Consider the following 20,775-nt stretch of genomic DNA (forward strand, 5'->3'; position numbering starts at 1 on the left):
CCGTTCGGACCGCGACAGGCGCCCTGCCCCCCAGCAGCGGTGCAGGGCGCCTGTCGCGGTCCGAGCGGGTACCGACCAGCGACACGGCACGCGCGCCCGACGGCGCGACCCGGCCCCCGCGGCCTCCCGTGTCGCTGGTCGGTACCCGCTCGGACCGCGACAGGCGCCCTGCACCCCAGCAGCGGTGCAGGGCGCCTGTGCGTGCAGGTGGTGCCGCGGGCCTCAGTCGACGGTCGAGCTCCACAGCAGGGCGCGGGCGAGCTGCGCCTGCAGACCCTTGAGGTGGGTGCGGAACGTCGGGTCGGTGCCGATGAGCACGACGCCGTTGCCCGCGCCGGTCTCGGCGCTGACGATGCTGGCCTGCCCCGCCGCGGCCTCCTGGCCGTTGGTGCCCGCGTCGTTGGACGCCCACCAGCCGGCCAGCAGCGGGTCGCCCGCGTAGGACTGCTGCACCGTCACGCCCTCGGGCAGGTTCGTGAACCACACCGGCTGCGCGATGAACGAGTGCGGCAGGGCGCCGCCCACGACCGCGCCGGAGTGGTTGTCGACGGTCACGATGCCGCTGGCCAGGCTCGCCCCGCTGGTCGCGGTGACGCTGAGCAGCCCCGCGCGGTTCGCGAAGGCCGCGCCGGGCGTGCCCTGCCCGACGACGTCGCCGCCACGGGCCAGGAACGCGTCCAGGGCCGCCCGGTTCGCTGCGTCCAGGGTGTCGACGTTCAGGGTGCCGTTGACGTAGAGCACGTCGATCTCCGACGTGAGCGTGGTGGCCAGCGTCGCCGCCGTCACCGCGCGTGCGGTGAACCCGAGGTCGGACAGGGTGTCGCGCTCCTCGACCGTGCCGACGTAGCCGACGGTGACGGGCTCGAGCCGCTCACCGCTCCAGCCTGCGGGGGCGGCGTCGAAGCTGACGCCGAGCTCGCGGACCAGCGCACCGGCGCGCTGCCGGTTGGCGGTGGTGCGCGGCAGCACGACCGAGCCGTCGGCGATCTGGTGGACCTCGACGCCCTCGGCCAGCAGGGTGTTCAGGGCCAGCAGGTCGGAGCGGTCCTGCAGGTCCAGGCGCAGGTCGGCGGTGCCGCGCGGCAGGGTGCCGCGGGCGGTGCCGTCCCAGACCGGACGCAGCTGCGCGTCGGGCAGCTCGTCCCACAGCGTGTCGACCGTGGCGCCCCAGATCAGCCCCTGGCTCCAGGCGGCCGGCCCGGCGTACAGGTCGTCGACCCGGTCGGTGATGTCGGCGCCCGGTTCCAGCAGGGCGTTCACCAGGCCGCGCTTGCCCTGGTGCAGGTCGACGACGTACGAGCCGGCGGGGTAGCGGGTGCCGTCGGCGGTGAACTCTCTCCCGGCGACGTGGACCCGGCCGCCGGAGTCGACGAGCAGGTCGACGAGGCGGGCGGCGGCGGTCTGCGAACGCTGCGCCTCACCGACGGGGATGACGTAGGAGCGCGGGAACTCGGTGGAGTAGTTGTCCTCCGGGCCCCACCCGGGTACGAAGCCGTCCGGGATGTCGACCTGCGGCTCACCGGCCAGGCCGCGTCGGAACCCCTCGGCCTGGTCGTGGATCACCTGGCGGCGGTTGTCCTCGACGTACGCCAGCGACGTCGTGATGGCGACCTCGTGCACGTCGGTGTTGAGGGCGGTGCGGCGCTGCCGCTCGGCCTCGGTCAGGGTCGTCCCACGCGGGTTCAGCGGGGCCTCGATCGTGTAGGGGATGCTGTGCTGGAGCATGGCGAAGCTGGGCACGTAGATCGGCGGGAAGTCGTCCCACACGCCCGGGGCGTCGTCGCGGAACGGGATCCGGGCCCGCTGCGTCTCGGGGTACCCGAGCCCGGCGAGGTCGCGCTCGATGTTCTCCGCGTTGGGCAGCGCGTGCTTGATGTACAGGTCGTACTCGTTGTTGACGTTGTGCGGCGGCGTGCTCGGGTGCAGCAGCGTCGGGTTGACGTAGCCGTGCAGGTCGAGGGTGATGATGGGCTGGGTGTCGATGATCAGGTCGCGGACGACCTGCGTCTCCGGCTGCGACACGATGGTCAGGTCCCGGTTCAGGTCGTAGCCGGCGGCGTTCGCGCGGGTCGCGGCGACCCGGCCGTCGGGGTTGGCCGTCACGTTGAACACCAACCGGTTGCGCTCGAGCAGCTCGGCCACGGCGGGGTCGGTGCTGAGGGCCAGGTCCTCGATGACGCGCAGCGCGGCGTCGGTGCCCTCCCACTCGTTGCCGTGCAGGTTGCCGTTGACGAACAGCGGCGTCTTGTAGCCGGTGAGCAGCGCCTCGTCGGTCTGCGCGGCGGCGGGGTCGTCCTGGATCGTCCGCTTCCAGGCCTCCTGCCGGCGGGCCTGCTGCCGGGTCTCCGGCGCGGTGACGGTGACGGCGTAGATGTCGCGGCCCAGGGTGGACGTCCCGGCGACCTCGGCCGAGACCCGGTCGCTGGAGCGCTGCAGGTCGTTGAGCAGCGGCGCGATCTCGTCGTAGGGGACGACGGCCAGCGGGATCGAGGCGTCCGACGGGTCGTCGGCGGGCTCGGGGAGCACGGTCTGGCGCGGGTAGGCCTCCACCTGCGACAGCGGGGTCGGCTGGCGGTCCGGCTGCTCGGGCAGGGCGGGGTCGGCGGTGGCGGCGCTCGTGGGCACGAGCACCAGGGCGGTGCCCACCGCCAGGGCGGACAGGGTGGCGGTGAGTCGGGGGACGAGTGGTCGACGCATGGTGGAGCGGTCTCCTCATGGCATGGCGCCCGGCGGCGGGGCCGCGGGCACGCGGGAAGGGAGGTGCGCGGGGGTGGGGGCGCGCGCACCGGTCACCGGGCGCAGGTGGCCCGGACGGGTGGGGTGGCGGCGGTTCGGACGTCAGACGGACGGTCGACAGGCCGCGCTGATGGCGCGCAGGAGGTCGATGTGACGACGCGTCGTCAGGACCTCCGCGGGCATGACGTCGACCCTGGTGGTGGTCACGGTGGGTGTCAAGGGTTGCTCACCCTGTGGTCACCCTGGGTGCGGCAGCACCCCCCGGCCCTCTGGGATGCTGGGCCGATGCGCGAGATCAGCATCACCGGTGAGTCCATCCGCCTCGGACAGCTGCTCAAGCTCGCCGACGTCGTCGACGCCGGCTCCGACGTGAAGGACGTCCTGGCCTCGGGCACCGTGACGGTCAACGGGGACGTGGAGACCCGACGGGGTCGTCAGCTGGTGCGCGGCGACCAGGTCTCGACCCGCGCGGAGGACCTCGAGGTCGTCTGAGCCCGGCCCGCCCGGGCACCCGATCTCGTCCTCCGGTGACGACGCGCGCGTGCCGCGGCCCGCTCACGATGGGCGGGCGAGCGGGGCCCGCCCGCCGTCGCCGGAGGAGGAGACAGCATGGCTGTGGGACCAGTGGACGTCGTCATCATCGGTTTTCCCGGCAACAGGTTCACCGGGCGGATCGCGCCCGCGCTGATGGACCTGGTCGACCGGAAGGTCATCCGTGTCCTGGACCTGCTGTTCGTCCACAAGGACGCCGACGGGACCGTCACCACCGTGGCGGCGGCCGACCTCGCCCCCGACGTCGGGGCGGAGTACCTGGCCGTCGACGTGATGACGCCCGGAGCCCTCGGCGAGGAGGACGCCGACGAGGTGGGCGAGGACCTCCCGCCGGCCAGCTCGGCGCTGCTGATCGCGTTCGAGAACACCTGGGCGGCCACGTTCGTGGCGGCCTGCCGAGCCGCGGACGGCGTCGTCATCGACCAGATCCGCATCCCGTCCGACGTGGCCGAGGCCGTCCTGTCGGGCGAGCTGGCCCCGGCCTCCCTTACGAGCTGAAGGACACCGATCATGGGACTACTCCGCATGGCCACCCGGACCGCCGTCGTCGCCGGCACCGCGACGGCGGTCTCCGGGCGCGTCGCCCGCAGGCAGGCCGACCGCTACGCGCAGCCGGCGCCCCCGCCGCCGGCCGCCCCGCCGCAGGCCGCTGCACCGCCCCCGCAGTACGCGCCTCCCCCCTCGGCCCCGCCCGCAGCCGCGCCCGACGTCGACCCCGACGTGGCCCGGTTGCAGGACCTGGCCCGGCTGCACGGGCAGGGGGTGCTGTCGGACGAGGAGTTCACCGCGGCCAAGGCCCGCGTCCTGGGCATCTGAGCCGACCGCCCGCCGATGGGTGCGAGCCGGGAGGTCACGCCGTACTCGCGGTTGGCCGAGGTGTACGACGACGTGGTGGTCGACCCCTGCTACGGCCGGTGGGCCGACCACCTGGACCGGGTCTGGCGAGCGGACCGGCGTGCGGTCCGACGCGTCCTCGACGTCTGCTGCGGCACGGGGCTGCTGGCGGTCGAGCTGACCGCGCTCGGCTACGAGGTGGTCGGGGTGGACGCGTCGGCGCAGATGCTCGCCCGGGCCGGGCTGCGGCTCGGTGACGGGGTCCGCCTGCTGCACCGGCAGCTGCCCGACCTCGGCGACGACGACGAGTTCGACGCGGCGGTCTCGACCTTCGACAGCCTCAACTACCTGAGCCCGCCGCACCTGCGGGCCACGATGGTCGCGGTGGCACGCCTGCTGCGCCCGGGAGGCTGGTTCGTGTTCGACCTGCACACCAGCGCACTGGTCGACTTCACGCTGGCGACCCCCGTGGTGCAGGGGGAGTCGGCGGGGTACCGCTTCACCATCACCACCGCCGTCGACCTCACCGACCGCAGCTGCGACACCTGGATCGACCTGACCCCGGTGGCGGACGGGGACGGGTTCGTCGAGCACCACCACCAGTGGTTCCACCCCGACGAGCTGGTGAAGGAGTCCCTGGCCCGGGCCGGCTTCACCCTGCTGCGGGTGGCGGAGGAGTACGGCGAGGACCCGGTCGGCCCCGGCACGCTGCGCGCCACGTGGACGGCCCGGCTCGACGGACCGGTCGCGGTACCCGCGGGGCTCACCAGCCAGGGATGAGGTCGCGGCTCGGCGTGCTCTTCGCGGCGCGCGGCAGCGTGGAGGCGGCGCAGGCGGACACCTCGGCCGCCACCCTGCTCGCGGTCACGGCAACGGTCCGGGCCCTCGGCGCCACCGTCGACGCGCTGGTGGAGGACGTGGGCGACACCCGCTGAGCGCGGGGCGTGCCCGGCCTTCCTGCGGGTACGGGGGCCCGTGTGAGCACACACGACGCGACCACCCCCCTCGACTCGACCCCTGGGGGCAGCACGTCGGCGGCCCCGCAGGCCGGTGGGCCGCAGGGGGAGCAGGGGCTTCGACGCAGCATCGGGTTCAAGCTGCTGCTGCTGTTCATCCTCGGTGACGTCCTGGGCGCCGGCATCTACGCGCTCATCGGGACGATCTCGGCCGAGGCCGGGGGTGCCGTCTGGCTGCCGCTGCTCGTGGCGCTGGGCATGGCCCTGCTGACGGCGTTCAGCTACGCCGAGCTGGTCACCCGGTTCCCGCAGGCGGGCGGGGCGGCCGTGTTCGTCCAACGGGCGTTCGGCCGCCCGTTGCTGTCGTTCCTCGTGGGCTTCAGCATGCTGGCGGCGGGCGTCGTGTCCGCGGCGGCGCTGTCGTTGGCCTTCGCCGGGGACTACCTGGCCGAGATCGTGGCCCTGCCCGCGGTGCCGGTGGCCGTGGCCTTCCTGCTGGTCGTCATGGCGCTCAACCTGCGCGGCATCCGCGACTCGCTGCGGGCGAACGTCGTCATGACCGTGGTCGAGGTCAGCGGTCTGGTCCTCGTCGTCGTCCTGGCCGCGACGGTCCTGGGTGCCGGCGGCGGCGACCTGTCGCGCGCCGTGGACGTCGAGCCGGGGGCGGCCGGCGCGGGCGCCGTGCTGGGGGCCGCGGTCATCGCGTTCTACTCCTTCGTGGGGTTCGAGGTCTCGGCCAACGTCGCGGAGGAGGCCCGGAACCCGCGGCGGGACTACCCGCGGGCCCTCATCGGGGCCCTGCTGATCGCCGGTCTGCTGTACGTGCTCGTCGGGCTGGCGGTGTCCGTCGCGGCCCCCCAGGCCCCCGACGGGTCCGGCTCGGCGCCGCTGCTGGACGTCGTGGCGGCGTCGCCGGTGCCCGTGCCCGAGGCCGCGTTCGCCGTCATCGCCCTGGTCGCGGTGGCCAACGGGGCCCTGCTCACCATGATCATGGCCTCACGCCTGACCTACGGCATGGCGCGGGAGGGGCTGCTGCCGTCGGTCCTCGGACGCACCGCCTGGGTGGAGCGGGGGGAGGGGCGCGGCACGCCGGCCGTGGCCGTCGTGGTCACGACCGCGGTCGCCGTCGTGCTGGCCGCCACGGGCACCATCGCGACCCTCGCGGCGACCGTGGTGATGCTGCTGCTCGTGGTGTTCGGCGCCGTCAACGTGGCGGTGCTGGTGCTGCGCCGGCGCCCCGATGAGGGGGAGGCCGACCACTTCCGGACCTGGTGGCCCGTCCCGCTGCTGGCCCTGGTGTCCTGCGTCGTCCTGGCCGCCCAGCAGCCGGTGGACGTGTGGTTGCGCGCCGCGGTCATGCTGCTGGTCGGGCTGGCCTTCTACCTGCTGACCCGCGTGGTGCGGGCTCGGGCCGACGCCTGAGGGTCGGTCACCGCCCCGACGAGGTCGGGGCCGGTGCCGCCCTCAGCCCGGTACCGGCGCCTGCGCCTCGCTCCACCGGGCGTGCACGGCGCTGACCGTCAGGACGATGCGCGCCCACAGGACGAACGCGGTCGCGAGGGCGGCGACGCCGAGGGCCTCGACGACCGGCAGGGCCTGCACCAGGTCGGCGTCGACCACGCCCGTGAACCCGCCGATCAGCTGTCCGGCGACGTTCTGCAGGCCCAGGGCCACCAGGAACGCCGCCCACCAGCCGCCGTAGGCGAGGGCGCGTCGCGTGCTGGCCCGGCCGGCGTCGGCGACGACCTGGTACGGGAACCACAGGCTCACCACGGGGACCAGCCAGCCGAGCCAGGTCCACACCGCCCCTCGGCGCTGGCTGCCCGGCGCGACCTGCTCGACGTTGCGCCGGACCGCGGTCAGCCACAGCGCGGTCAGGACCAGGGCGACGAGCTGGGCCACCACGGCCAGCAGCACCACGCCGTCGTAGGCCAGGAAGGGCTGGGCGCCGCCGGTGAGCGCCGTCTGGGCGAACGCGTCCGAGGCGGGTACCGACAGGAACGCCCCCACGAGGGCGAGCAGCAGCCACACCGCCCCGACGCCGACCACGGCACGGCCCAGGGTGGTCACCGGACGGAAGGACGGCGCCGGCGCGGCCCACGCCTGCGCGTACCCGGGGGCGTTCGCGTACCCGGGGGCCTGGGGGTACCCGGGGGCCGGGGAGTGACCGGGGGGCAGGGCGTCGCCGGCGGGCGGTGCGTAGGGGTCCGACGGGGCGGGGCGCGGCCACGGGGCTGCACCGGGGGCCGGGGCCGGGGGCACTCCGGGCGGGGTCCACTGCTGGTCGCTCATCCGACGACGGTGACGCAGCCGGTGACCCGCGGTGGTCGGTTCGCCGCCGTCGGCACCCGTCCGGGTCAACCGGGGCGCAGGGACCCGGCCCGGAACACCTCCGGCGCTCCGCCGGTTGGCAACGGTGAGCAGCGCCCGAGCACCACGACCCCACCAGGAGGAACCAGCATGGCCACCGTCGCCCTCACCGAGGACACGTTCATGGACACCGTCCGCGACAGCGACATCGTCCTCGTCGACTTCTGGGCCGCCTGGTGCGGTCCGTGCCGTCAGTTCGCGCCCGTCTACGACGCCGCGGCGACCGCCCACCCCGACCTGGTGTTCGGCAAGGTGGACACCGAGGCCGAGCAGAACCTGGCCGCCCAGGCCGGCATCACGTCCATCCCGACCCTGATGGCCTTCCGTGAGGGCGTCATGGTGTTCGCCCAGCCCGGTGCCCTGCCGGCCACCGCCCTGGACCAGGTCATCCAGTCCGTGAAGGACCTCGACATGGCCGCGGTGCACGCGTCCGTGGCCGAGCAGCGGGCCGCGGCGGCTCAGTCGGAGCAGACCCGCTGAGGTCCTGGGCGTCCGCCCGCACCGTCAGGTGCTGATGTCGGGGTACGGCATCGAGTAGTGCGCCAGCCGGCGGGCGTACTCCAGCTGGAAGCCCAGGGGCTCGGCGTGGTCGCGCTCGAACATGGCGATGAACAGCGTGAGCGTGAGGAATGGGTGGGCCCCCATCCCGAACAGCGCCGGGTAGTCGTGCGTGGCCAGCGCCTGGCGCTCCGCCTCGGTGAACGCGAGCCACGTCGAGGCCTCGCCGAGGGTGGCCGACAGCAGCCGGTTGGCCTCCTCGGCCTCCCACCACGCCACGGTCCCGGCCGGGTCGTCCCGGTAGCGCTCGACCAGCTCCGGGTCGCGGTCGACGGTGAACAGGAACTTGTCCAGCAGGTAGACGCTCATCGAGGGCCCTCCGTCCCGGTCGGCGTGGCGAGGTCGGCCGGGACACCGTCCGGGTACCAGGTGAAGTAGGCCTCCCGGGTGTGGAACAGGTCGAGGGAGTCCACGTGCGCGGCCTGCTGGCCCTCGCCCGCGACGCCCATCATGAGCATGAAGTCCATGAACCCGTGGGTCGCGTTGCCCGGCAGGTGCAGGCTGTCCAGGGTGACCTCGGCCAGGGTCTTCTCGATGTCGCCGGTGGCGATCCAGTCGATGGCCCGCAGGTCGAACTCGGGGTCGGGCCCGTGCGGGCCGAACTGGCGCGGACCACCGAGCTCCAGGCTCAGGTGGCCGGTGCCGATGACGGCCACGCGCTTGTCCGACGGCCAGGACTCGACCATCTCGCGGATGGCCTGGCCCAGCTGCACGAACCGCTTGGGCTGCGGCAGGGGCGGGGCGAAGATGTTGGTGTAGACGGGCGCGATCGGCAGGTCGTTCTGCGGGCGCAGCGTGATGATCGGGCAGGTCACGGAGTGGTCGATCCGCAGCTCGTTGCTGAAGGCCAGGTCGAAGCCGGCGTCCAGGCCGCTGCGCAGCAGGTGCCCCGACAGGTCGCGGTCACCCATCATGTGCATCCGCGGCAGGCCGAACTCGCGCTCCTCGTTGTACCAGTTGGCGTCGTACTGCTCGGCGTGACCGACGAGGAACTGCGGCATGTTGTCCAGCCACAGCTGGTGGAAGTGGTCGCTGCCGACCATAACCAGCACGTCGGGCCGGGCCGCGGTGAGGGTCGCGCGGAACTGCTCGACCTTCGCCACCCACTCGTCGGCGAACGGCGGTCGGTCCTCACCGGTCGCGGTGCTGGCGCGGTAGTAGAACGGGTGGTGGGTCGAGGCGATGACGGCCACGAGCTCGGCCACGGCGACTCCTTCGTCGGACGGTGCGGAAAGGGTGCGGGGGTGGGGCGGGGTGGGTGCCGGTCGCCTCAGCCGGTGCCGGTGCCGGTGCCGGGCTCGGGGCTCGGGACGTAGACGGCGTTGCGGTCGACGGACAGGTACACGTCCATCCCGATCGGGTCGCGGTGCTCCTCGGCCAGCTGGCCCAGCAGGCCGGCGGCTCGGGCCAGCAGGGCGACCCCGCGCAGCATGGGCAGCGGGACGCCGAGGTCGGCCAGGGTGGCGCCGCAGACGCCGGCGCCGTTGAGCGGCAGCGTCCGTCCGAGCACCTCCGGGGCCACCCGGCCGATGGCCCGGAACAGCCGCAGGTGCGGGCCCAGGGTGCCGTTCTCGGTGGCGATGGCGATCAGGCGCGGGGTGCGGGGGTCGCCCTCCTTGTGGACCGGGTGGCCCAGGCCGGGCACGAACCGCTTGGCCGCCCGGGTCTCGGTGACGCAGCGTCGGGCCAGGTCGTCCCAGCCCGCGTCATCGTCGTCGGCCGGCAGTCCGTCGCCCTCGCGGGCGGTGTGCAGCGCCGCGGCCAGGTAGGTACCGGTGTCCTCGGTCACGCCGAGGAACCGCGACCCGCCACCGAGCAGGCCGGCGGCCATGGCGCCCTGCAGCGAGTCCGGCGCCGACAGGTAGGTGAGCCGCGCGGCGATGGCGGTGGGGGTGAAGCCGTGGTCGGCGAGCGCGACGAGGACGGACTCGAACACCGCCACCTGACCCGGCTCCGGGCGCGCTCCGGTGACCATCCACAGGGCGAGCTCGCCGAAGCCGACGTGGCCCATCAGGTCCTCGGCCAGGTCGTGGCCCAGCAGCGAGATGCTGCGGGTGTCGGACGTGCCGAGCGAGGTCCGGTACCGCGGGCCGGTGCTGGTCGGCTCGTCGCCGCTGGTCTCGTCGCTCATCCTCGTCCTCCGGGCAGGGGTGCGTCGTCGGGGCCGGCGAGCCACTCGCGCAGCTGCACGCCGTGCTCGTCCAGGGCGGGCGGGGGCAGGTCGTAGCCGGCCGGGGTGGCCGAGAACCGCACGGGGTTGCGCACGGTCGGCACGGCGCGCTCGCCCTCGCCGACGGTGACCACGGGTTCCAGGCCCAGCTCGTCGGCCAGGGCCACGCCCTCGTCGACGGTGTTGATGGGGGCGCAGGGCACCCCGGCGTCCAGCAGGGTGCGGAACCACTCGTCCCGGGTGCGCGTCATCAGCCGGTCGACCAGCAGGGGACGCAGCGCCTCGCGGTTGGCCGTCCGGTCCTGGTTGTGGGCGAAGCGGGGGTCCTCGAGCAGCTCCGGCACGCCGAGCACCTCGACGAGCGTGGCGAACTGGCCGTCGTTGCCGGCGATGACGATGAGCTCGCCGTCGGCCACGGGCAGCGGCTCGTAGGGGAACAGGCTCGGGTGGGCGTTGCCCATCCGGAACGGCACCGTGCCGCCGGCGACCCAGGCGCTGGTGTGGTTGACCAGGCCGGACAGGGCGGTGGACAGCAGGTTGACCTCGACGTGCTGGCCGACGCCGCTGCTCGCGCGATGGGTGAGCGCGGCCAGGATGCCGATGGTCGCCTGCATGCCCGACATCACGTCGAAGACGCTGATGCCGGCCCGGTAGGGGGACCCGTCGGGGTCGCCGGTCAGGCTCATCAGCCCGGACATCGCCTGCACCATCAGGTCGTACCCGGGCAGCGCGGCGCCGGCGCCGCCGCCGAAACCCGTGATGGAGGCGTAGACGACCCGGGGGTTGCGGGCGCTGACCGAGGCGTGGTCGAGGCCGTACTTGGCCAGCCCGCCCGGCTTGAAGTTCTCGATGACGACGTCGGCCCGGTCGGCGAGCTCCTGCGCCAGGGCGAGGTCGGTGGCGTCCTTGAGGTCCAGGCCGATCGACCGCTTGCCGCGGTTGACGGCCAGGTAGTACGTGGAGATGTCGTCGCGCACGGGCGGCATCCACGTCCGGGTGTCGTCCCCGCCGCGGCCCTCGACCTTGACGACCTGCGCGCCCATGTCCGACAGCAGCATCGACGCGTAGGGCCCGGCCAGGATGCGGGAGAAGTCCGCGACGAGCAGACCGTCCAGCGGTCCGCGCGGCCCGTCGTCCGTCGCCGCGGTCTCGTGCGTCGACCCGTCGGGTCCGGCAGCCATGGGGAACTCCTTCGTTCACTGTGCGGACATGTGTCCGCCGCAAGCATGCGAGCCCTGCGGCGAGGGTGTCAAGCCTGCGGGCCGGCCGTCGGCGCCGGCGTCAGGCCATCGCGCGGGGGAGGGCGTCGATGCGGGCGAAGTCGGCGCTGATGTCCGCGGCGGTCCGCAGGAGCAGGGGCAGGTGGTGCTCGGTCAGGGTGGCCAGGGTCGTCTCGGCGGCGTGGACGGTGACGTTGACCGCGGCGACGACGCGCCCGTCGCCGTCGCGCACGGGGGCGGCGACCGAGCGGATGCCGGGCGCGAGCTGCTCGTCGGTGAGCGCCCACCCCTGCGCCCGGACGCCGCGCAGCACCGCCGCCAGCTCGTCCGGCTCGGGCTGCCAGTGCGCGGTGACGCCGCTGCGGCTGGGCTGGGCCAGGACCGCCGCCAGCTCGTCCGGCTCCAGACCGGCGAGCAGCACCTTGCCCATGGAGGTCTGCGGTGCGGGGAAACGGGTGCCGATCGACACCTGCAGGGCGATGATCTTGGGGACGGCCACGCGGGCGACGTACACGATGTCCGAGCCGTCGAGCTGGGCGATCGAGCTGGACTCGCCCGTGCGGGCGACCAGGTCCTCCAGGTGGCTCCGGGCCACGTCCCACAGCCCGAGCGACTGCACGTAGCGCATCCCCAGGTCGAGCACCCGAGGGGTCAGCGACCAGGCCCCGTCGCGGCTGCGCACGTGGCCCAAGGACTCCAGCGTCAGCAGGATCCGCCGGGCGGTCGGCCGCGCCAGGCCGGTCGCGGTGGCCACCTCGCTCAACGACATCCGGGGTCGACCGGGCTCGAAGGCGGCGATGACGTCGAGGCCGCGGGCGACGGCCTCCACGAAGTTGGGGTCGTCGTCGCGGCGGGGCATGGGCACACCTTGACACGAGCGGCCCCCCCGGAGACAGTGTCAGCACCCAATGCCCGCCAGGCGGACGGTCGTCCGCTCATCCGCGCCAGCCGCGGTGCCGCGACGGAACGCCTGGCCGGGCCGCACCGGACGAAGGAGTCCCGATGAGCCAGCCGACCCCCACCGGCGCCGACCTGAGCCCGGGACGCCCCGTCGTCCTGCGCGGCGGCACCGTCCTGACCATGGACGACGCCCGCACCGTGCTGACCGACGCCGACGTGCTGGTCGTCGACGGCAGCATCGCCGCCGTCGGGCCCGCCCTGGACGTGCCGGAGGGCACCTTCGAGGTCGACGCCACCGGCGGCATCGTCATGCCCGGCATGGTCGACACCCACCGCCACATGTGGCAGACGGCCATGCGCGGCTACGGCGCCGACTGGACCCTCACGCAGTACTTCGTCTGGTACTACCTCGAGCACGGCCGTGCGTTCCGGCCCCAGGACGTCGCGGCGGGCAACCTGCTGTCGGCGATCGAGTCCCTTGACGCCGGCGTGACCACCACGGTCGACTGGTCGCACGGCCTGCAGAGCGTCGAGCACGCCGAGGCCGCCGTGGACGCGCTGCGCTCGGTGCCCGGCCGGTTCGTGCTGGCCTACGGCAACATCCAGGCCGGGCCGTGGGAGTGGTCCGACGCCGCCGACTTCCGCGCGTTCGTCGAGCGGTTCCCGCGCAGCGACATGCTCGGCCTGCAGATGGCGTTCGACGTCACGGGCGACCCGGCGTTCCCCGAGCGACGCGCCTTCGAGGTGGCCCGCGAGCTCGACCTGGCCGTCACCACGCACGCCGGGGTGTGGGGCGCGACCAACGACGACGGCATCCGGCTGATGCACGACAACGGGTTCATGGAGGAGCGGACCACCTACGTCCACGCCGCCACCCTCGACCACGACAGCTACCACCGGATCGCCGCGACCGGTGGGTCGGTGTCGGTGGCCACGGAGTCCGAGCAGAGCTGTGGGCAGGGCTACCCCCCCACCTGGGCCCTGCGCAGCCACGGCATCCCGGTGTCGATCTCCATGGACACCAGCGTGTGGATGAGCGGGGACCTGTTCAGCGCCATGCGCAGCACCGTCGGTGCCGACCGCTCGCGCGAGCACATGGAGGCCCACAAGCTCGGCGACACCGTCACGCACTGCCACCTGCGCGCGGAGGAGGTCGTCGGCTGGGCGACCCGCGGTGGCGCGCAGGGCCTCGGGATGGACTCGCTGATCGGCAGCCTCGAGGTCGGCAAGAGGGCCGACGTCGTGCTGATCAAGAACGACGCGTCGCCCGTGATGTTCCCCGTGCTCAACCCCTACGGCCACGTGGCCATGCAGGCCCAGCGCGGCGACGTCCACACCGTCATCGTCGACGGCCGCGTCGTCAAGCACGAGAACCGGCTGGTGGGCATCGACCTGGCCAAGGCGCGCGACGCGGTGGCCGACACCGTCGAGCACCTCAAGGCCGACATGGGCGAGGAGGCCTGGCAGCAGGGCATGAACCCGGACGTGCCCGAGACCAAGGTCCTCGACAACCCCTACACGTACACCGAGTTCCGGACCGCCGCGACGCACTCGCAGGCCTGAGACCACCCGCCGCGCCGTCGGTCCCTGCACCTCGGCGCGGCGGGTCAGTACGGTCGGGTGGTGCCTGCTCTCACGGGACCAGCCAGACGCCGTACGTCCCGGTGCCGTCGACGCCCACGAGCTCCAGCGGTGGTGCCCCGACCGGCCCGGTGGGTGGGTCTGCCGTGGGGCCGACGACCACCGACCCGGGGGTCGCCCCGGCCACCGCGGCCGGCAGGTCCGGGGGCTCGACCACGGTCGTCGCGCGGTCCGCCAGCCACCACTGCAGCCCGTTGCCCGACAGCAGCAGCGGTCGGTCGACGAGGAGCAGGACCTCGGCGCCGGGCCGTTGCTCGACGAGCTCGCGCACCCCGAACAGGCTCCGGATCCAGGCGTCGCGGGGCTCGATGTTGCGGTGCTCGGCGACCAGGGCGAGCCCGAGCAGCACGCCCCCGGCGAGCACCAGCGCCACGACCCTGCTGCGGCCGCGCGGGGACGCGCGGAGCACCGCGAGGCCCAGCAGACCTGCCACCACGGCTGCGGTCAGCGACGACTGCCACCAGGGCACCGCGAAGCCCCGCTCGTCGCGCCAGGCCCACGCCTGCACCCCCGGCACGTTCAGCTGGACGAACCCCGCCACCCGGTCGGCGTTGGCGCCGATCGCCAGGGCGGCCGTGACCGCCAGCACCAGCAGGCTGCCCCCGGTGAGGGCGAGCAGCCGCCTCGTGCCTGCCGCGGTCGTGCCCGCCCCGGTCGTGCCTGCCGCGGCCCCGGCTCGGGGGGCCGACAGCACGGTCGCGGCCCCCACCAGGGCGACCACGAACCACAGCGGGTCGCCGTAGCGGCCGTAGACCAGCTGGTCGACCCGGCCCCCCTCGTCCAGGCGCCCCGACAGGTAGGCCGCCCCGACCCCGACCTGCAGGACCACGCCGACGGCCAACCACGTCCACGGACCGACCACCCGGGCGCGCCAGTCCTGCGGCACGGCCACCACCGCGACCCACCAGCCCAGCAGGCTCAGCCCCAGCCACGCGACGGCGGCGTACCAGGCGTGACCCACGGCCAGCGCGAGCGCGTCGCCGACCTGGAGCCCGGCGACCTGCTCGGCGGCCACGGCCGTGCGGGCGACGTCGCCGTACAGGACGGCCTCGACGCGGCCGTTGAGCCACCAGCCGGCCGCGGCGCCGAGCAGTCCGACCACCAGGGCCGCGGCGCCGGCGGGGGACCGCCGCGACAGCGACCACGAGGCGAGGGAGACCGCGGCCAGCAACGTGACCGGCAGCATCCGGGCGTGGGTGGTGGGCAGCCAGGCCAGCAGCACGGCGAGCAGGCTCAGCACCGCCGGCACCATCGGCGCTGCCGGACCTGCGCGCATGCCCGGGGCGACCGGCCCCCGGTCGCGGGCCGACGACGACCCGGGTGGTGGCCCCCACAACCGCAGCAGCAGCCACAGCACGGTGGTGAGCTGCAGCGTCAGCAACGTCTCGGGCAGGGCGTACCCGGTGTAGCCGAGCCGACCCGCGCCCAGGCAGACCACCACGGCCGCCAGCACGGCGGCCGGGGTGGACAACCCGGTGCGCCGGGCCACGGTGGTGGCCGGGACCAGCAGGAGCACGGCGAGGCCGACGTTGACCGCGACCGACGCGGCGTAGACGGTCGGCGGGTGGGTGCTCAGCCACCACAGCGGCGCGGTCAGCAGGCCCCAGCCCACGGCGTAGCCGCCGGCGTGCTCGGGCGTCAGCAGGCCGGCGCCCTCACCGGTCGCGAACCAGCGCGCCGCGGCCAGGTACCCGATCTCGTCCTTGGTCTGCACGGGTGCGACGGCGTCCAGGGAGACCGACACGTGCGCCGCGGCGACGACGAGCAGGCCGACGAACCACGCGAGCCGGTCCTTCGGTCGGGGCGCGGCCGAGGCGGAGCGGCCACGGGCCGCCTGTGCCGCTGCCGTCGGGACCCCCACCGGAGGATCGTCGCAGACCCACGTCGGCGCACCGGCCCAGGTCGTCCCGTGGCCGAGGTGACGGCGCACCCGGCGCGGGCCTCGGCTCTCAGCCCGTGAGCGCGTCCAGGAGGTAGGTCTCGGCGTCGCTGGGCGTCATCCCGCCGCGGGGCGTCGTCCCGAAGGTCTCGACCACGCCACGCGCCACGACCGCGCGGTAGGCCGGTGAGGGTTCCCGGGTCGCCAGCGTGCCCGGGCGGGGGTGGGTGAAGGTCAGCAGCGGCTCGCCGTGCAGCAGCCCGGGCCGCAGCAGCCGGGAGTACCAGCCCTCGCCGACACGGGCCTCACCGGTGCGCAGCACGCCGGGCGGCCAGGGGGCCGCGCGCCGGTCCAGGCCGCCGTTCTCCATGTGGACGACCTCGAGGAACTGCTCCCGTCGCACCCGCCACGCCCGGGCCAGGACACCGGGGCCGCTGCCGGCGGGGTCCCAAAAGGCCACCCCGCCGCCGCCCCAGGACGGGGCCTGCAGGGCGAACCGCAGCCGGCCGGGGAGGACGACCGCGCGGTCGCCGGTGGCCGGGGCGGTGCCGGGCCCGCCCGGGTACTCCCGGTCCAGGCCCGCCACCCGCCCGCCCAGCAGGTAGACCTCGAAGCGCTCGCGCAGCAGGTTGGACCCGTAGGAGACGTACCAGACGTGCTCGGGGCGGGGCGGTCCGCCGACCGGGTGCAGGTCCTCCGGGCGCAGGGCCTCCGGGTGCAGGTCCGTCACGTCGGCGGCGCGCCGGGCGTCCAGCACGACGGCCCCGCCCGAGCGGGGGAAGCCGGGCCCCGTCACACGGGCAGCGTGCCCGGGCGGCCCTGCACGACCGCCCGCACCCGCTGCGCCACGACGCCCGGCTCCTGCCCCTCGGTGCCCGGCAGCAGGCGGCCGTCGACCAGGACGGCCCCCGGGGTCGTCGACCGGCTCGCCGCCCGCGCCGCCGCCCGGCGGGTGAGGCCCGAGGCACGCACGGCCCGGTAGGTGCTGGGCAGCAGCCACGCCCAGTTGCCCGCGTCCGCCACGGTCACGTCCACGTCGGGCAGGGCGGCCCGCAGCTCCAGGTACAGCTGGGCGGTCCGGTCGGCGGCCCGCGTGCCGGTGGCGGACGCCGCTGCGGCGTCGCACCCGGGCGCGGGGCTGCGGCCGGGTCCGGTCCGGTTCTCGCGGACCGCCGCCAGGGCCGCGGTGCCACCGCAGCAGCCGCCCCCGCCGCGGTGGTCGTGCCACTCGCGCACGAGCACGACCGCGGGCACGGGGCGGCCGGTGGTCACGGGGTGCCCGGTGGTCACGGGCGCCGGTCGCCGGTGCCGAGCGTGTCCGGCACCTCGACCCGCTCGTCGTCGGTGCCGCGACGCCGGTCCTCCAGCGCGCCCCGGATGGCCGCGGCCGCCTCGACGACCAGCCACAGCGCCAGCACGGCGATGACCGCGTCGAGCCCGGCCAGCACCCACTCCCCGGCGGCGACGAAGTTGCGGAGGTTGACCACCAGGGCCCACATGGTCATGACCAGCACGAACGCCAGCGGCACCAGCACCGCCAGCGGGTTGCGGCCGCGCCGCAGGACCCACATCGCGATGACCGTCAGGGCCAGGCCGGCAGTCAGCTGGTTGGTCGTGCCGAACAGCTGCCACAGGACGCCGAAGGTGTAGCCCGCGTCGCCCCCGCCGGGCAGCAGCGCCAGGAACAGCGGCACGCCCACGGCGATGAGGCCGGCGACCGTCAGGTTGCGGGCCACCACCCGGAACCCGGCCAGCTCGGCGATCTCCTGGACGACGTAGCGCTGCAGCCGGACCCCGGTGTCCATCGTGGTGGCCGCGAACGAGATGACGACGACCGCGCCGAAGATGACGGCCAGGTCCAGCGGGATGCCCAGGTTGTTGGCGAACACCGCGATGCCGTTGACGAAGTTGCCCGTGGCCCCGCCCGACGCGGTGGCGAAGTCCGGGTACAGCTCCTGCCACTCCACCTGGGTCGCCACGACCCCGGCCGTGACCGCGAGGACCGAGCCCAGGGCCAGGCTCCCCTCGCCGAGGGCGCCGAGGTAGCCGACGTGGCGGGCGTCGGACTCCTTGTCCAGCTGCTTGGACGTCGTGCCTGAGGACACCAGGCTGTGGAAGCCGGAGATCGCGCCGCAGGCGATGGTGATGAACAGGAACGGGACGACGCTGGGGGAGCCCTCGGGGACGTCGTTGACGAACGGGGCGACGATCTGGTTCCAGCCGACCGCGATGCCGACGAGGATGACGAAGAGCGCGATGAACAGCTGGTGGGAGTTGATGTAGTCCCGGGGCTGCAGCAGCATCCACACCGGGATCCGCGAGGCGATGAACGTGTAGACGAACATGATGACGACCCACAGGTTGCGGGTCTGCTCCATGCCGAGCGCCTCGGCGATCGGCGTGATGTCGACCGGGTAGGCCTGCCCGACGAGGATCAGCAGGTAGAGCCCGATGACGCCCAGGACGGACGGGACGAGCGCCGCGGTCCTCTTGCGGTAGATGTACTGCCCGATGCCGATGGCCAGGGGGATCTCGACGAAGATCGGGATCACCGCGCCGGGGTTGGCCGTCAGCAGGTTGCCGATGACGACGGCGAACACGGCGTTCACCAGGGTCAGCAGGAAGAAGATGATGACCAGGAACAGCGTCCGGCCGCGGCGGCTGATGACCTCGCCGGCCAGCGTGCCGATGTTCTTCGCGCGGTGACGCACGGACACCACGAGGGCGCCGAAGTCGTGGACCCCGGCGGCGAAGATGGTGCCGATGACGATCCACGCCAGCGCGGGGCCCCAGCCCCAGAACACCGCGATGGCCGGGCCGACGATCGGGGCCGCCCCGGCCACCGAGGTGAAGTGGTGGCCGAAGAGCACGTGCTTGTTCGTCGGCACGAAGTCGACGCCGTCGGTCATGGTGTGGGCCGGGGTGGGCCGGGAGTCGTCGAGGGCGAAGACCTTGGTCGCCAGGTACTTCGAGTACGTCAGGTAGGCGACGGCGAACAGCGCGAGCACCACGAGGGCGACGTAGATGGCGGGCACAGGGCCTCCTCGACAGGTCCGGACAACGGTGTCCGGTGCGTCGGTCAGGCTAGTGTCGTGACCCGGATGCACCAAACAACTGACAGCCCTGGCCGTGTCACCGTGCGGCCGTGACCAGCCCGGACGCGGGCGACCCGGACGCGGGTGACCCGGACGCGACCGAAGCAACCGCGACCGACCCGCCGTCGGGTCCCGGCGTCGACGCGGTCCGCGCCGCCGTGCGGGCGAGCGGGCGGGGCGAGCTGTGCTGGGTCGCCCCGGACGGGTCTCCCCGGGCCGCGGTGCTCACGCCGCTGCTGGAGGGCGGCGTCGTCGTCCTGGCGCTCAGCCACGCCGAGCGGGAGCTGGCCCTGGCCGTCGCCGCCGCGGGCCAGGTGGCGCTGGCCCTGCCCGGGCGGGGCGGGCCCGATGCCGGGGCCGGGGTCCTGCTCGTCGGTCGCGTGGTCCTCGAGGCCGACCCGGACGGCGCGCGGTTCGTCGACGGGCTCCTGGACCAGCACCTGGCCAAGCACCCGCCCAGCCGGGCGCTCGCCGACTCCGTCATCCTGAGGCGCGAGCACTGGTGGTACGTCCCGCGGCTGCTGCTGCGCGTCGAGGCCGACGCCCTGCTGCCGATGCCGCCACGGCCCGGCGCCCGCAGCCACCCGCTGCTGGTCGTCGCCCGGCCGGGGACGTCGCCGCAGGTCGTGGTGACCACGTCCGAGGGGCGACCCGTCGGGGAGGTCCCGGCGGACGGGGCCGCGCTGCTGGTGAGTCACGACGCCGCCGACGACCTCGAGCGCACGGTGCAGCTGCTGGTCCCGGGACGGGTGGCGGCCGGCCGGTTCGTGCCCGACGAGCCGCCGCTGCCGGGCCTGCCGCCGCTGCCGGGCCCGCCCGGTCTGCTGGAGCGCTGGTCGAGGCTGCGGGCGCTGCGCCGCGCCTGCATCGACGGCCTGCGCGCCGCCGGCCTGGCCTGAGGCAACCCGTCAGCACCGAGGCGCGCGTCAGGACCGAGGCAACCCGCCAGGACCGAGGCGCGCGTCAGGACCGAGGCACGCCCCGCGGAGGGCAGCCCGCGCCGACCGGTCAGCCGTGGCGGCCGTGGAGCACCGCCAGCGTCTCCTCGTGCAGGGCGCCGTTGGTGGCCACCGCGTCGGCGCCCCACGGGCCGTCGGTGCCGTCCAGGGCGGTGAACCGGCCACCGGCCTCGGCGACGATCGGCACCAGGGCGGCCATGTCGTGCAGGGCCAGCTCCGGCTCGCAGGCCAGGTCGACCGCGCCCTCGGCCAGCATCATGTAGGACCAGAAGTCGCCGTAGGCCCGGGTGCGCCAGCAGCGCCGGGTCAGGTCGAGGAAGCCGGGCAGGAGACCGCGCTCCTCCCAGCCGGACAGCGACGAGTACGACAGCGACGCGTCGGCCAGGTGGTCCACGGCGGACACCTCCAGCCGGCGCGCCGAGGCCAGGCTGCGCCCGGTGTAGGCACCCGTGCCCGCGGCCGCCCACCAGCGCCGGCCCAGCGCCGGGGCCGACACGACGCCGACGACGGGGGTCCGGTCGTCGACCAGCGCGATCAGGGTCGCCCACACCGGCACCCCGCGGACGAAGTTCTTGGTGCCGTCGATGGGGTCGACCACCCACTGCCGGCGGCCGTGGCCGGTGGGCTCCATCTCCTCGCCGATGACCATGTCCCGGGGACGGGTCCGCTGCAGCATCGACCGGACCGCCCGCTCGGCGTCGGTGTCGGCCTCGGTGACGGGGGTCAGGTCGGGCTTGGTGCGCACCTGCAGGTCCGCGTCCCCGAAGCGCTGCATGGTGAGGGCGTCCACCTGGTCGGCGATGGACAGGGCCAGGCGCAGGTCGTCGTCCCAGGTGTCCGTCATGGGGCGAGGGTAGGGCCGGGGCCGGGGTGCGCGGCGGGGGACGAGCGGGCGGCGGACCTAC

The 20,775-nt window shown here is 74.5% G+C and carries 21 protein-coding genes; 9 read left to right on the plus strand and 12 right to left on the minus strand.

Going from position 1 to position 20,775, the window contains the following annotated elements; all coding sequences use genetic code 11:
* Positions 1-222: 222 nt before the first annotated feature.
* Positions 223-2,697 (minus strand): M14 family zinc carboxypeptidase, encoded by a 2,475-nt coding sequence (locus tag ACR80Q_RS13010; protein ID WP_435378052.1) that lies wholly within the window; start codon positions 2,695-2,697, stop codon positions 223-225.
* Positions 2,698-3,021: 324 nt separating this feature from the next.
* Between ACR80Q_RS13010 and ACR80Q_RS13015 the strand changes: the two genes are divergently transcribed.
* The 6 genes from ACR80Q_RS13015 (at position 3,022) to ACR80Q_RS13040 (ending at position 6,500) form a co-directional block, all read left to right on the plus strand.
* On the plus strand, positions 3,022-3,228 hold the full coding sequence (locus ACR80Q_RS13015) for an RNA-binding S4 domain-containing protein (RefSeq protein WP_435378053.1): 207 nt from the start codon (positions 3,022-3,024) through the stop codon (positions 3,226-3,228).
* Positions 3,229-3,345: 117 nt separating this feature from the next.
* Positions 3,346-3,786: a DUF6325 family protein gene (locus ACR80Q_RS13020; protein WP_435378054.1), complete on the plus strand. Its 441-nt coding sequence runs from the start codon at positions 3,346-3,348 to the stop codon at positions 3,784-3,786.
* A gap of 12 nt (positions 3,787-3,798) precedes the next feature.
* A complete protein-coding gene (locus tag ACR80Q_RS13025; RefSeq protein ID WP_435378055.1) occupies positions 3,799-4,104 on the plus strand; it encodes an SHOCT domain-containing protein in 306 nt (101 codons plus the stop codon).
* Positions 4,105-4,119: 15 nt separating this feature from the next.
* The gene (locus ACR80Q_RS13030) at positions 4,120-4,902 is read left to right on the plus strand and encodes a class I SAM-dependent DNA methyltransferase (protein ID WP_435378056.1); all 783 of its coding nucleotides are present in this window, start codon (positions 4,120-4,122) and stop codon (positions 4,900-4,902) included.
* Positions 4,899-5,057, plus strand: a complete 159-nt coding sequence (locus ACR80Q_RS13035; protein WP_435378057.1) for a hypothetical protein — start codon at positions 4,899-4,901, stop codon at positions 5,055-5,057. Before ACR80Q_RS13030 ends, ACR80Q_RS13035 begins: the two co-directional genes overlap by 4 nt.
* A gap of 42 nt (positions 5,058-5,099) precedes the next feature.
* The gene (locus ACR80Q_RS13040) at positions 5,100-6,500 is read left to right on the plus strand and encodes an APC family permease (protein WP_435378058.1); all 1,401 of its coding nucleotides are present in this window, start codon (positions 5,100-5,102) and stop codon (positions 6,498-6,500) included.
* 42 nt (positions 6,501-6,542) lie between these two features.
* Here the strand turns inward: ACR80Q_RS13040 and ACR80Q_RS13045 are convergent, their stop codons facing one another.
* On the minus strand, positions 6,543-7,370 hold the full coding sequence (locus tag ACR80Q_RS13045) for a DUF4328 domain-containing protein (protein WP_435378059.1): 828 nt from the start codon (positions 7,368-7,370) through the stop codon (positions 6,543-6,545).
* Between the two features lie 168 nt (positions 7,371-7,538).
* Between ACR80Q_RS13045 and trxA the strand changes: the two genes are divergently transcribed.
* On the plus strand, positions 7,539-7,928 hold the full coding sequence (trxA, locus tag ACR80Q_RS13050) for a thioredoxin (RefSeq protein ID WP_435378060.1): 390 nt from the start codon (positions 7,539-7,541) through the stop codon (positions 7,926-7,928).
* Positions 7,929-7,952: 24 nt separating this feature from the next.
* Here trxA and ACR80Q_RS13055 read toward each other — a convergent pair whose 3' ends face one another.
* From ACR80Q_RS13055 to ACR80Q_RS13075, 5 genes are all read right to left on the minus strand, one after another.
* Positions 7,953-8,315: a hypothetical protein gene (locus ACR80Q_RS13055; protein WP_435378061.1), complete on the minus strand. Its 363-nt coding sequence runs from the start codon at positions 8,313-8,315 to the stop codon at positions 7,953-7,955.
* A complete protein-coding gene (locus tag ACR80Q_RS13060) occupies positions 8,312-9,211 on the minus strand; it encodes a DODA-type extradiol aromatic ring-opening family dioxygenase (RefSeq protein WP_435378062.1) in 900 nt (299 codons plus the stop codon). Before ACR80Q_RS13060 ends, ACR80Q_RS13055 begins: the two co-directional genes overlap by 4 nt.
* Before the next feature lie 65 nt (positions 9,212-9,276).
* Positions 9,277-10,137: a citryl-CoA lyase gene (locus ACR80Q_RS13065; RefSeq protein ID WP_435378063.1), complete on the minus strand. Its 861-nt coding sequence runs from the start codon at positions 10,135-10,137 to the stop codon at positions 9,277-9,279.
* On the minus strand, positions 10,134-11,357 hold the full coding sequence (locus ACR80Q_RS13070; RefSeq protein ID WP_435378064.1) for a CaiB/BaiF CoA transferase family protein: 1,224 nt from the start codon (positions 11,355-11,357) through the stop codon (positions 10,134-10,136). The genes ACR80Q_RS13065 and ACR80Q_RS13070 overlap by 4 nt, the downstream gene beginning before the upstream one ends.
* Before the next feature lie 100 nt (positions 11,358-11,457).
* Positions 11,458-12,255 (minus strand): IclR family transcriptional regulator domain-containing protein, encoded by a 798-nt coding sequence (locus ACR80Q_RS13075; RefSeq protein WP_435378065.1) that lies wholly within the window; start codon positions 12,253-12,255, stop codon positions 11,458-11,460.
* 143 nt (positions 12,256-12,398) lie between these two features.
* On the opposite strand from ACR80Q_RS13075, the gene ACR80Q_RS13080 reads away from it, so the two are divergent.
* Positions 12,399-13,859 carry an amidohydrolase family protein gene (locus tag ACR80Q_RS13080; protein ID WP_435378066.1) on the plus strand — a complete coding sequence of 487 codons (1,461 nt, stop codon included), beginning with the start codon at positions 12,399-12,401 and terminating at the stop codon, positions 13,857-13,859.
* Positions 13,860-13,929: 70 nt separating this feature from the next.
* Here ACR80Q_RS13080 and ACR80Q_RS13085 read toward each other — a convergent pair whose 3' ends face one another.
* From ACR80Q_RS13085 to ACR80Q_RS13100, 4 genes are all read right to left on the minus strand, one after another.
* Positions 13,930-15,798 carry a hypothetical protein gene (locus ACR80Q_RS13085; protein ID WP_435378067.1) on the minus strand — a complete coding sequence of 623 codons (1,869 nt, stop codon included), beginning with the start codon at positions 15,796-15,798 and terminating at the stop codon, positions 13,930-13,932.
* 88 nt (positions 15,799-15,886) lie between these two features.
* On the minus strand, positions 15,887-16,612 hold the full coding sequence (locus ACR80Q_RS13090) for a hypothetical protein (protein WP_435378068.1): 726 nt from the start codon (positions 16,610-16,612) through the stop codon (positions 15,887-15,889).
* Positions 16,609-17,088 (minus strand): hypothetical protein, encoded by a 480-nt coding sequence (locus ACR80Q_RS13095; protein WP_435378069.1) that lies wholly within the window; start codon positions 17,086-17,088, stop codon positions 16,609-16,611. The genes ACR80Q_RS13090 and ACR80Q_RS13095 overlap by 4 nt, the downstream gene beginning before the upstream one ends.
* A gap of 14 nt (positions 17,089-17,102) precedes the next feature.
* Positions 17,103-18,851 (minus strand): carbon starvation CstA family protein, encoded by a 1,749-nt coding sequence (locus ACR80Q_RS13100; RefSeq protein WP_435378070.1) that lies wholly within the window; start codon positions 18,849-18,851, stop codon positions 17,103-17,105.
* 110 nt (positions 18,852-18,961) lie between these two features.
* Between ACR80Q_RS13100 and ACR80Q_RS13105 the strand changes: the two genes are divergently transcribed.
* The gene (locus tag ACR80Q_RS13105) at positions 18,962-19,810 is read left to right on the plus strand and encodes a hypothetical protein (protein ID WP_435378071.1); all 849 of its coding nucleotides are present in this window, start codon (positions 18,962-18,964) and stop codon (positions 19,808-19,810) included.
* 109 nt (positions 19,811-19,919) lie between these two features.
* Here ACR80Q_RS13105 and hisN read toward each other — a convergent pair whose 3' ends face one another.
* Positions 19,920-20,714, minus strand: a complete 795-nt coding sequence (gene hisN, locus ACR80Q_RS13110) for a histidinol-phosphatase (protein ID WP_435378072.1) — start codon at positions 20,712-20,714, stop codon at positions 19,920-19,922.
* Between the last annotated feature and the right edge of the window lie 61 nt (positions 20,715-20,775).

Source organism: Aquipuribacter aurantiacus (genome assembly GCF_051216895.1).
Lineage (GTDB): Bacteria > Actinomycetota > Actinomycetes > Actinomycetales > JBBAYJ01 > Aquipuribacter.

Excerpts from the sequence above, each read along its gene's own strand:
- ACR80Q_RS13010 (WP_435378052.1), bottom strand. The coding sequence starts at position 2,697 with ATGCGTCGACCACTCGTCCCCCGACTCACCGCCACCCTGTCCGCCCTG.
- ACR80Q_RS13015 (WP_435378053.1), top strand. The coding sequence starts at position 3,022 with ATGCGCGAGATCAGCATCACCGGTGAGTCCATCCGCCTCGGACAGCTG.
- ACR80Q_RS13020 (WP_435378054.1), top strand. The coding sequence starts at position 3,346 with ATGGCTGTGGGACCAGTGGACGTCGTCATCATCGGTTTTCCCGGCAAC.
- ACR80Q_RS13025 (WP_435378055.1), top strand. The coding sequence starts at position 3,799 with ATGGGACTACTCCGCATGGCCACCCGGACCGCCGTCGTCGCCGGCACC.
- ACR80Q_RS13030 (WP_435378056.1), top strand. The coding sequence starts at position 4,120 with ATGGGTGCGAGCCGGGAGGTCACGCCGTACTCGCGGTTGGCCGAGGTG.
- ACR80Q_RS13035 (WP_435378057.1), top strand. The coding sequence starts at position 4,899 with ATGAGGTCGCGGCTCGGCGTGCTCTTCGCGGCGCGCGGCAGCGTGGAG.
- ACR80Q_RS13045 (WP_435378059.1), bottom strand. The coding sequence starts at position 7,370 with ATGAGCGACCAGCAGTGGACCCCGCCCGGAGTGCCCCCGGCCCCGGCC.
- trxA (WP_435378060.1), top strand. The coding sequence starts at position 7,539 with ATGGCCACCGTCGCCCTCACCGAGGACACGTTCATGGACACCGTCCGC.
- ACR80Q_RS13055 (WP_435378061.1), bottom strand. The coding sequence starts at position 8,315 with ATGAGCGTCTACCTGCTGGACAAGTTCCTGTTCACCGTCGACCGCGAC.
- ACR80Q_RS13065 (WP_435378063.1), bottom strand. The coding sequence starts at position 10,137 with ATGAGCGACGAGACCAGCGGCGACGAGCCGACCAGCACCGGCCCGCGG.
- ACR80Q_RS13070 (WP_435378064.1), bottom strand. The coding sequence starts at position 11,357 with ATGGCTGCCGGACCCGACGGGTCGACGCACGAGACCGCGGCGACGGAC.
- ACR80Q_RS13075 (WP_435378065.1), bottom strand. The coding sequence starts at position 12,255 with ATGCCCCGCCGCGACGACGACCCCAACTTCGTGGAGGCCGTCGCCCGC.
- ACR80Q_RS13080 (WP_435378066.1), top strand. The coding sequence starts at position 12,399 with ATGAGCCAGCCGACCCCCACCGGCGCCGACCTGAGCCCGGGACGCCCC.
- hisN (WP_435378072.1), bottom strand. The coding sequence starts at position 20,714 with ATGACGGACACCTGGGACGACGACCTGCGCCTGGCCCTGTCCATCGCC.